Below are 10,699 nucleotides of genomic sequence, written 5' to 3'. Positions count from 1 at the left end.
AGTGCCGTCGCCCCATGCACTGCTCGCCCAGTGGTACAAGCGCTACCCCAAGGCCTTCTTCAAGGGGCATACGCGGCCGCTGAAAACCGGCATTCACCTCGATCTCTGCGAGGTCGAACCCTGGCCCGAAAAGTTGGTCCGTCGGGCATTGGCCTGCTATGTGCACCTGCCGCGCTACCTGAAATCGGTCCGGGAAGGAGCGAATCGGGTGGATCTGGCGGGGGAAGACAGCGAGGTGGTGACCGCCGAGGAGGCCAAGCACGCCAAGCGGCAGCTGGAAGCGTTGCAGAAGAAGCAGAAAGCTCGCGAGACACAGCAGCGATCGGAAAAGCTGGACCGCAAGATTGGGGCGTTGCTGGCCAAGCATGGTCAACGCCCGCAGGAGTGACACGGGGCGAGCCCTGGGCGGTTGAGCTGAATTGAACTTTGGTCTCGATGGGCAGGCGAGGCAGGGAGGAAGAGAAGTGTTTGCCCCGCTTCCTTGCCTTGACAGGGCATGTCATGAGACTGTCACGGCCCGTGGCTAGGCTGCCAGCAGCCGGTTTGTGCCGACGATGCCACGAATCCCGGTAGTAAAAAGAAGCAGAACCGGTGGGAATCGCAGGGAACGAAAACAGTGTTTTTTTCTTGTTGCGTTCCTTCAACGTCCGGTATAAGGTTTCCGGGCGAGCATTGGACAATAACAAGGCTTCCAAGTTCCGCAGCCGTCATTCGTTCGCGTGACGAAGCTGGTTGAAGGTGCCGAAGCCGACTGCATCTGCAGACACGATCGAACAGTAAGCTAGTTAAGGAACCTATCGCGATGAAAAAGACGCTCTTAGCGACTGCTATTGCTGGTGCCCTGGGCGCCTCCGCCGCTGCCCAGGCAGCGACTGTCTACAACCAGGACGGCACGCAGCTCGACATCTACGGCAACATCCAGATTGCCTACAAGAATGTGAAGAACGATAGCTACGGCAATTGGGAAGACGAAGTCTTCGACAACGGCTCTACCATCGGCTTCTCCGGTCAGCACATCATCAACCCGGGCCTGACCGGCTACTTCAAGGCCGAGTTCGAGCACCAGGCTGACGAAGAAAAGTCCAACGGCGGCATCAATGACGGTGACCAAGCCTATCTGGGCCTGAAAGGCAACTTCGGTGACGTCCGTCTGGGTTCCTGGGATCCGCTGATCGACGACTGGGTCCAGGATCCGATCTCCAACAACGAATACTTCGACATGACCGACTCGTCGACCGACTTGAGTGGCCTTTACGGCGACTCCGCTGCCGGTGGCGATGATGGCGTGTCTGTAGACCGCGAAGGCGACAAGTTCCAGTACATGTCACCGGTCTGGGCCGGTCTGCAGTTCGCTATCGGTACTCAATACAAAGGCGACGCTGAAGAAGAGTTCGGTGCTGACCATAGCGTTTCCGGCGTATCTAGCCAGGGCTCAAACGCTTCGTTCTTCGGCGGTGTCAAATATGCTGTCGGTGCGTTCTCTATCGCCGCTGTCTACGATGACCTCGATAACTATGGTCTCCACGCAGTAGACAACAATACTGGCGAGACTTTGGAGTATGAAGCCAAAGCGTACGGCGTGACTGCCCAGTACACTATCGACACGCTGCGTCTGGCTGCCAAAGTGGAAGACACTGACGCAACTTACGCTGGCGAGAACGGCGACATTCTGCGCTATGCCTTGGGCGCGCGGTATGGCTATGCGCTGTCCGATAACTTTGCGGGCGATGTCTACGGTTCATACCAGTATGTCGACGCTGACTCCGAAGTGGCACCGATTGTTGATAACGGCGGCGATGAAGACAGCTTCAACGAGTGGACTGTCGGCGCGACTTACAACATCTCCCCGGCTATGTACACCTTCGTTGAGTATGCTCAGTACGACCGTACCAACGATGCTGGCGACGGCGTTGCCGTCGGTGCAGTCTACAGCTTCTAAGCTGATCCCGATGCGAGTGGCTCAGCCACTCGCTCGAACGAAGCCGGCCCCCTCGGGGCCGGCTTTTTTATGTCTGATCGCCACGGGCCACGGGCCACGGGCTACGAGTGCTGCCTGTCTTGTCGGCAAACGGCGCTCATCCTTTCGGCTCGCGGCTCTCCTTGGTCTAGATGTCATTATGGTGACAGGCTGGTAATCTCTTGTTGAGCGAGCGTTCAATAATCGTCGAGCGTCACGCCGTCGTAACAGGTCTGTCGTATAACAACGTTTTCCACGCCTCTTCGTGACGGGTGGATCGACAAACAACAGGAGACCTTCGATGACCCTTTCCCGTCGTCGTTTCTTGCAGGGTGCCGCAGCTGCCGGCGCCGCCGCTTCGGTGCCGTTCTACATCAATCGCGCCCTGGCCCAGGATCAGGTCCTGCGCATCTACGCCTGGGCCGGCTATTTCACCGATGAGATGCTGTCGGATTTCACCGCGAAGACCGGTATCAAGGCGACGTTCACGCCTTATGGCACCAACGATGAACTGATGAACTCACTGCGGGCCACCGACGGCTCGGGCTTCGACGTCATCATGCCGACCGTGGACCGGGTGCCCGGCTATCTGGACTATCAGTTGATCCAGCCGCTGGATACGTCGCGCATCCACTGGGATGGCTGTCTGGATACCGCCATGAAGGGGTCGGAAGTGGGTGGCGTGATCGATGACAAGCGCTACTTCGCCCCCTCCGACTGGGGCACCGAGGCGATCGCCTACAACACCCGCTATACCGATATCGACCGCTCGAAGCTCAGCTACGGCGATCTCTGGAATCCCGATATCGGCGAGGGGGTCACGGTCCGTGCGCACTCGGCGCTGATTGGCATCGGCCTGTGGCTGGAATCCCAGGGCAAGCTGCCGCGACCGTTGCTGGATTCGTTCAAGACCGAAGAGGCGATGCGTGCCAACTTCGACGTCATCCTGGCCGAAGCCGTCAAGCACAAGGACATGGTGATCCAGTTCTGGTCCACCGAGAACGAGGCCCAGGGCGCTTTCCGCACCAATGGCGCCCTGATTGGCCAGACCTGGGACAGCACCGCGTTTCGACTCCAGAGCGAGGGCGAGCCGATTGCCTACGGAGCGCCGAAGGAAGGGGCGCTAGCCTGGATGGAAGGGTTCGTCATTCCTCAGAACGCACAGAATGTCGACGCGGTCTACGAACTGATCAACTGGTACTACACCCCGGAAGCGGGGGCGATGTTCGTCAAGTCCACGGGCTACAACTCGACAGCCGTCGGCGCCGAGGAGCTGCTGCCGGAAGCGACGCGTCAGTTCTTCAAGGAGTCCTACACGCAGCAGGATCTGGACAATCTGTGGTGGTGGCCGGTGCAGGATCCCTGGTACGTCGCCTTGCGTAACGAGTATCAGGATCGATACCTGTCGGCATGAGCGTCGTTTTTGGCAAGCGAAGATCTCGTGCCAGCTGGCACGAGGTCCTGCCGGAATTCGACAGCTTCCCGGCTCGGATACCACGCTAAGAGGACGTCATGGACGGTCGCGTAACCCTGAGCCAAGTCGCGATGCGATTCGGCGATTTTACGGCAATTCAGCCAACCTCTCTGGAGATAGAGTCGGGAGAATTCTTCAGTTTTCTCGGCCCTTCCGGCTGTGGAAAGACCACGCTTTTGAACATGATCAGCGGCTTCCTCACTCCCAGCGAAGGCTCGGTCGCCATCGGCGGTGTCGACATGACTCGAGTGCCGGTCAATCGCCGACCCACCGCGATGATCTTTCAGAATCTGGCGCTTTTTCCGCTGATGAGCGTCTACCGGAACATCGAATTCGGGCTGGAAGTCCGTGGCATCGACCGGAAACAGCGCCGGGACAAAGCTGACGAACTGCTGGATCTGGTGGCCCTCTCCGGTAGCGGCGACAAGCCGGTCGCCGAGCTGTCCGGAGGCCAGAAGCAGCGGATCGCGATCGCCCGTGCGCTGGCCGTGGAACCCCGCGTCCTGCTGCTGGACGAGCCACTGTCCGCCCTGGATCTCAAGTTGCGCCAGCACATGCGCACCGAGCTCAAGGCGATTCAGCGCAAGACGGGGATCACCTTCATCTATATCACCCACGACCAGGGCGAGGCATTGACCATGTCCGATCGGGTTGCCGTGATGTGCGATGGCCGCATCCAGCAGGTTGCCGATCCGATGACGCTGTATCGCCAGCCCCGGACCGATTTCGTGGCCGGCTTCGTGGGCGAGAACAACCGTTTCCCCGGGCGTGTCGCGGCCGTGGACGGCGGGATGGTGACGTTGGACGCGGGGCTGCCCTCGCCGTTGCGCGGACACGCCGACGCCGCCTCGCCGCTCGCGCCCGGCGACGAGGCCACGCTCTATGTGCGGCCGGAACAGTGGCGGGTAGGCAGTGCCGGCGATTCGTCACTACGGTTCGGGGGCGTGGTTCAGGCCGAGCACTTCGAAGGCGCATGGCTGACGCTCGAGATCGCGCTGGACCAGGGCGGGACGGTGCGGGCGCACGTGCCGCAGGCGCTGGAGAGTGCCGGCATCGAGTCCCAGTTGGCGGTCGGCAGTCCCTGTCGACTGGACTACTCGCCGCGTGGGGCGCTGGTCCTGCCGGGCGTCGAGCGGGGACGGGCGAACGAGGAGAGCGTCGATGTGGCGACAACTGCGTAACCGCTTCGGACTGCCGCTGACCATGGCGATCGTCTCGCTGATGGGGATCTGGTTGATCGTGATGGTGCTGCTGCCGCAGTGGCAGATGATCGATTACTCGTTTCACCCGTCGCTGCTGCCGGCCGAACGTGGCGGGGTGAAGGACGTCTGGTCGCTGACCAACTACGCCACCTTCTTCCATAACGAGATTCATCTCGCGATCTTCTTCAAGACGATATGGTCCAGCGTCCTCGTGACGGCATTGACCCTGATCGTCAGCTATCCGCTGGCCTACTATCTGGCCAAGGTGGCGACACCGGGCCAGGCAGCCCTCTGCCTGCTGCTGTTGATCATTCCGTTCTGGATCAACGAGATTCTCCGCACCTTTGCCTGGTACATCATCTTCGCGTTTCGGGGACCGCTCAACGAGCTGCTGTTCGCGCTGGGTCTGATCGATCGGCCGATCCGCTTTCTCAACGGCGACACCGGCGTGTTGGTGGGGATGGTCTATGCCTACATTCTTTTCATGGTCTTCCCGCTCTATAACGCCATCGAGAGCCTCGATACCAACCAGATTCGAGCCGCGCGGGATCTTGGCGCCGGCTGGGGGCGAACCCATCGGCGTATCGTGATTCCGCACGCCAAGCCCGGCATCGCCACCGGATGCATCATGACGTTCATGCTGGCCGCGGGCAGTTATGCGGTGCCGGCGCTGCTGGGTTCGCCGGGAAGCCGCTGGTTCACGCAGATCATCTACAACTGGTTCTTCGAGGGCGGCGACTGGAATCAGGGGGCGGCCTATGCGTTCCTGCTGCTGGTGCTGTGTATCGTCTTCGTCACCGTCATCATGCGGATCTTCAAGGTCGGTCTCGGCGATATCGCCAAATAGGAACGGTGCTGAATGAGTTCTTCGCGATTCTTCTCCTGGGCGCTCAAGGCCTATCTGGCGGTTTTCTTCGCCTATCTTTTCCTGCCGTTGCTGATCATGGCGGCAGCGACGTTCAACGAGAGCCGTTTTCCCACCGTCACGCCCTGGACCGGAACGACCCTGCGCTGGTTCTCGGCGCTGTGGGCCGACGGGGGGATGTGGGACGCCTTGACCAACAGCTTGCTGGTCGCCGTGGGGGTGCTCTGTCTGGCGCTGCCCATTGGCGTGGCCAGCGCGCTTTTCCTGACCACGGTCGACGGGCGTGGCAAGTCCTTCATCTATGCGCTGATCCTGTCGCCACTGCTGACGCCGGGTGTGATCATAGGCATCTCGACGCTGATCTTCTGGCGCGACTGGGGGGTGAACGGTGGCATCGTGTTGACCATCATTGCCCAGAGCGCGTTCATCGCGGCCTACGTCATGCTGATGGTGGCGGCCAGGCTGCAGCGCTTCGATCGCACCCTGGAGCGCGCGGCGCTGGATCTCGGCGCCAGTCAGTGGCAGGTGTTCCGGCGAATACTGCTGCCCTACCTCAGGCCGGCCATCCTGTCGGCGGCGGTCCTGGCATTCCTCCAGTCGCTGGAGAACTACAACACCACGCTCTTCGTTGCCGGCTACGACACCACGCTGACCGTCTATATCGCCTCCAAGGTCCGTACCGGCCTGACCCCGGCGGTCAACGCGCTGGCCCTGGTGATGATCCTGTTCACGGTGGGGCTGGCGGTGATCTACGAGCTCAAGCGCCGTCGCGAGGCCGCCAGGCGAATCGCCTGAGATGGCTCGCGCGGCGCAAGCCGTTCACTGACGCGTCAGTCTGACCAGTCGATGGCGCAGTTCCGGGTCGAAAAGTGCCCGACTGCGCATCTGCGTTTGCCGCAACGAATCGTCGTAGAACAGTCTTTCGTTCTCGACGCGCAACCAGCCCTGCTGTTCGAGCGTCTCCAGCATGCCGCTGAAAAGTCGTTTGTCGAAGAACTCCGGTGCATTGAGACCCGACAGCAGTGTCAGGCGTTCGGCCAGCTGGCGGCTGTGCTCCTCGAGCGCCTGCTGGGTCAACTCGCCGCTGGGGTAGCGCAGTAGCGAGGCCAGCAACAGGTAGGCGCGTTCCAGGGTCGGCTGTACCGGCTGCCCCAGCAGTCTCAGGTGCTCGCTGGATTCCAGGTGTCCCGGCTGCCGACGCCAGCCGTTGTCGGTCGCTTGCAGCAGGCCTTCCTCGGTCAGCACGGAGAGCGTGGCGCTAAGGCGCTCGCGCGGATCGGCGGGGGGCGCGAAATAGAGCTCGTTGGCCAGCAGCGGCCAGGCCGGCGACAGCAGCGCATCGAGATCGTCCAGCGTGAATGCCGCGTTGTTGCGAAAGGCGAACGCCACCAGGCCCAGGTGCATGAACAGGTGCAGTACGTTGTTGCGATACCAGGTCAGCAGCGTCGCCTGTTCCGGGCGTGCGGTGACCAGTTCGCCAAGGGCCTGGGGCTGCCGTGTCACGAAGCCGAGACTGGCCACGTGCTCGATCCAGTCGGCCGGTTCGCCCGCCGGCAGTTGGCAGTGCCGGCTCCCGGGCAGGTTGCGCTGCAGCCTGACCAGAAGGCCGATGTGATGGGCCAGGAGATCGGACTCGATGGTGTGATGGGGCGGCGCCAGCAAGGTCATGGCGACCAGCGAAACGGCATTCAGGCTGGCGGCGTCGTTGATCCGCCGCGCCAGCGTCTTCCCCAGCAGCGGCACGGCGCGATGCAACCACTCCGGACGCGCCGCAACGGGGTCGTCCTGCCAGCCCGGCACGGTCTCGTTCAGGAAGTCCGCCAGCGACCGCGGCTCGCCAACGCTGACGGTGACCCGGCCATGGGGTTCGCGCAGATGCTTCAGCACGCGGAGCAGGTCGAGGGGCGACTCCTTCTTCTTCTGGCCGCCACGCAGCTCGCGCAGATAGCTGTTGCTCTCCAGCACGCGCTCGTAACCCACGTGGACCGGTACGAAGGCGACGTCCCGAATGGCGTCGCGGGCGAACGAGCGCAGCGTCATGGCCAGCATGCCGGGGCGGGGTGAGAGCATTCGTCCGGTTCGCGAGCGACCGCCTTCGATGAAGTACTCCACCGGGTGACCCCGCGCTATCAGGCGGTGCAGGTATTCGTTGAAGACCGCGGCGTAGAGCCGGTTGTCCTTGAAGCTACGGCGTAGAAAGAAGGCGCCGCCCCGGCGCAGCAGCGCACCGATCACCGGCATGTCCAGATTGCGACCGGCGGCGATGTGTGGCGGCATCAGCCCCTCCCGATAGAGCACGTAGGAGAGCAGCAGATAATCGATATGGCTGCGGTGGCAGGGGACGTAGATCAGCGTCCGCTCGCCGGCTATCGCCTTGACCGCGTCCAGCCCGTGCACGTCGACGCCCTCGTAGAGCCGGTTCCACAGCCGCTTGAGCAACTCGTAGAGGAAGCGCATGACCGGGTAGGACATGTTGGAGGCGATCTCACGCGCGTAGCGTTCGGCCCGGCGCCGCTCCCGGGCCGGGGTGCTGCGGTCGGCCGCGACGGCTTCCTGGATGGCCTCCCGCACCGGGCGACTGTCGACCACGCCGCGCATCAGCGTCCGGTGATGGGAGATATCCGGCCCCAGCACGCGTGCGCGAATGCGTCTGAAGTGGACCCGCAGCACGCGGGCCACCTTGCGCTGGGTCAAGGTGACCTCGGGGTCGTCGATCAGCGGTCTCAGCCGGATCGGCTCGCCGAAGTGCGCCTCCAGGTGGCGGCCGTTGACGATCACCGACAGCAGTCGGCGCAACCGCCCGCTCCAGGCCCAGTCGTCGGCGGCCAGCATCTTCCAGAAGCCGAAATCCTTGCCCGGCGCCCGGCTCCAGAAAACGCTCACCGGGACCAGCTGCGCGTCCAGAGTGGCGTCGGCCTCGAGGGCATCCAGCAGATGCTGCAGGTGAGCCGAGTGCTGCCCCTGGATCGCGCCACGGCTGCCTCGCAGGCGTGGTAGCGCAAAGCAGCCGGGAAGCGAGGCGTGACCGAGCTGATGCCACTGGCCGGCGTCGGGGAGGTCGAGATCGCGGCTCAACCGGTCGATGGCGATTTCATCGGTCAGGGCGGGGCGGGCAATGACATAGAGCGTGGGGAGCGTGGCGTCGAGCTGGAATGGCTCCGGTTCGACCAGGCGGAAGGCGAGCCAGCGATCGAGCAGACGGCTGGCCAGACGATGCCACAGTCGTTGAAGTCCCATGGATGCCTGCATCGACGCCATTTCCCCCGCAAATCCATGAGTATAGCGATATCGTCGCGGCGCAGCGACGACAGGATCGGCAGACTTTCCCTGAAACGCCAAACGTGCGTCAATCGGCAGCGACCAGGGAGGCGCGGTTCATGCAAGCGACATGGAAGGATGGCAATCGATTCGAACTGTTGCCGGAGGGCAAGCGCTTCTGGCCGGCCATGCGGGAAGCCATCGAGGGCGCCCGGTATCGCTTGTGGGTCGAGCTCTACTTGATGGAGTCGGGGACGCTCGCCGACCGCTTCATCGAGCTGCTGGTCGCGGCGGCGTCCCGCGGCGTCGAGGTCAAGCTGATGCTCGACGGCGTGGGGAGCATGGGACTTTCGCGCAGCGACCGGCAGCGGTTGCGGGCAGGCGGCGTCGAGCTGAGGTTCTTCAACCCGCTGTCGGTGACGCGGTTGGGCGGCAACCTGATGCGCGATCATCGCAAGCTCGTGATCGTCGACGGCAGCACCGCCTTCACCGGAGGGTTCGGGATCGTCGACGAGTTCATCGACGCCTGGTACGAGGTCGCGGTGCGCATCCAGGGGCCGGTCGTGGAGGACTGGATGCGGCTGTTCGTCCACGTCTGGGACTCGCCGGTGACCCGGGGAGCGGGCGCCAGGACGCGCCTGGCATCGTCTCTGCAGGCCCTGCCGCCGCCCGAGCCGTCGGCCGCAGGCGTGCGCGGCAGGGCGATCTGGGGGCGAGGGCACCGCTATCAGGCCATTCGTGTCTCGCTGCAGAGCCGCATCGGCACCTCCCGCCGCCGGCTGTGGCTGTGCACGCCCTATTTCGTGCCGACGCTCAGTCTCCGCCGCGCGCTGGCCCGCGCGGCGCGGCGCGGCATCGATGTGCGCCTGCTGCTGGCCGGCGGCCATCACGATCACCCTGGCGTTCGCTATGCCGGGCAGCGATTCTATGGCCGGCTACTCAAGGCGGGGGTCAAGATCTACGAGTTTCAGCCCAACTTCATTCATGCCAAGTTCAGCGTGATCGACGACTGGGTCTCACTGGGGTCGTGCAATTTCGATCACTGGAGCCTGCAGTGGAATCTCGAGGCCAATCAGGAGATCGACGACGCGGCGTTCGCCACCGAGGTGTCGCGGCTTTTCGAGCGCAATTTCGCTACCAGCCGGCGTATCGATGCCGCCAGTTGGGCGCAGCGTCCCTGGTGGCAGCGAGTGAGGGAGTGGCTGTTCGGGACGCTCAACGCCTGGGTGACGCGCCTCAAGTAGCCCCGGCCCGCTCAGCGCTTGCCACCGCGCTTCCGGCTTGCGGCGGTCTTTGTCCCGACGGCACCCTTGCCTTTGGGCGGTTCGGGCGGGACCCGGAAATGGAGGTAGAGGTCCAGCGTCAGTTCGGCCAGTTGACCCGCCAGGGCGGAAAACTGCGAGTCGTCGGCCACCATTTCCGCCATTTCGGGTTCGTCGTCGAACAGTCCCGACAGCGCCATGAACGGCAGCAGCAGGGCCGCCACATGGGCCTCATCCTGGGAGAACCAGGCGGCCTCGTCCACGAAGACGCCTTGCATGAAACCCGCGCACCAATCCTCGATGGCCGCGACCATCTCGCCGTCAGCATCCAGTTCGGTATCGAAAGGCAGTTCGATCCGGTGGCCGCGTTCCATGATGCTGCCGGCGTTGGTCTTGAGCGCCTCGAGTAGGCCCAGAATCTCGTCGCGCTCGGCGGCATGCTCGAACGGCGGCTCGCCCTCGAACAGCTCGGCAAGCCAGAGGTCCGGCGGGACCTCGCCGGGAGATACCGCCAGCGCGACCAGATAGCCGTGCGCGCCGATCAGGTCGGGCGCTTCCTCGCCGAGGCGCTCGGAGGCCAGGTAATCGTCGAGCCTGGCAAGTGCGTCATCGTCCAATGGCGGCTGGCTGTCGATGGCGGCATCGTCCGCAGCGTCGAGACGGCCGCTTTCGCGCAGCAAC

The 10,699-nt window shown here is 63.4% G+C and carries 9 protein-coding genes; 7 read left to right on the top strand and 2 right to left on the bottom strand.

The features are described 5' to 3' along the window. The 6 genes from AC3AYF_RS13130 to AC3AYF_RS13105 all read left to right on the top strand — a co-directional run. On the top strand, nucleotides 1–388 hold a 388-nt coding region (locus tag AC3AYF_RS13130; protein WP_487779831.1), incomplete at its 5' end, for a ProQ/FINO family protein. A gap of 414 nt (nucleotides 389–802) precedes the next feature. Continuing rightward, nucleotides 803–1,939: a porin gene (locus AC3AYF_RS13125; protein ID WP_295039916.1), complete on the top strand. Its 1,137-nt coding sequence runs from the start codon at nucleotides 803–805 to the stop codon at nucleotides 1,937–1,939. 319 nt (nucleotides 1,940–2,258) lie between these two features. Continuing rightward, a complete protein-coding gene (locus AC3AYF_RS13120; RefSeq protein WP_295039918.1) occupies nucleotides 2,259–3,371 on the top strand; it encodes an extracellular solute-binding protein in 1,113 nt (370 codons plus the stop codon). Between the two features lie 98 nt (nucleotides 3,372–3,469). Next, the gene (locus AC3AYF_RS13115) at nucleotides 3,470–4,612 is read left to right on the top strand and encodes an ABC transporter ATP-binding protein (RefSeq protein WP_295039920.1); all 1,143 of its coding nucleotides are present in this window, start codon (nucleotides 3,470–3,472) and stop codon (nucleotides 4,610–4,612) included. Then, entirely contained in the window at nucleotides 4,593–5,480 is an 888-nt protein-coding gene (locus AC3AYF_RS13110; RefSeq protein ID WP_295039922.1) for an ABC transporter permease, read from the top strand. The genes AC3AYF_RS13115 and AC3AYF_RS13110 overlap by 20 nt, the downstream gene beginning before the upstream one ends. A 12-nt stretch (nucleotides 5,481–5,492) precedes the next feature. Further along, nucleotides 5,493–6,293: an ABC transporter permease gene (locus AC3AYF_RS13105; RefSeq protein WP_295039924.1), complete on the top strand. Its 801-nt coding sequence runs from the start codon at nucleotides 5,493–5,495 to the stop codon at nucleotides 6,291–6,293. Between the two features lie 24 nt (nucleotides 6,294–6,317). Here AC3AYF_RS13105 and plsB read toward each other — a convergent pair whose 3' ends face one another. After that, a complete protein-coding gene (gene plsB, locus AC3AYF_RS13100) occupies nucleotides 6,318–8,747 on the bottom strand; it encodes a glycerol-3-phosphate 1-O-acyltransferase PlsB (protein WP_487779830.1) in 2,430 nt (809 codons plus the stop codon). A 128-nt stretch (nucleotides 8,748–8,875) separates the two neighbouring features. On the opposite strand from plsB, the gene AC3AYF_RS13095 reads away from it, so the two are divergent. Further along, nucleotides 8,876–10,000 carry a phospholipase D-like domain-containing protein gene (locus tag AC3AYF_RS13095; RefSeq protein WP_487779829.1) on the top strand — a complete coding sequence of 375 codons (1,125 nt, stop codon included), beginning with the start codon at nucleotides 8,876–8,878 and terminating at the stop codon, nucleotides 9,998–10,000. A gap of 11 nt (nucleotides 10,001–10,011) precedes the next feature. Here AC3AYF_RS13095 and AC3AYF_RS13090 read toward each other — a convergent pair whose 3' ends face one another. Beyond that, the gene (locus AC3AYF_RS13090; protein ID WP_487779828.1) at nucleotides 10,012–10,698 is read right to left on the bottom strand and encodes a YecA/YgfB family protein; all 687 of its coding nucleotides are present in this window, start codon (nucleotides 10,696–10,698) and stop codon (nucleotides 10,012–10,014) included. Between the last annotated feature and the right edge of the window lies 1 nt (nucleotide 10,699).

Source organism: Salinicola sp. (genome assembly GCF_982684285.1).
Note: the sequence above shows the minus strand (reverse complement) of the source record. Positions and strands in the feature narration are given on the sequence as shown.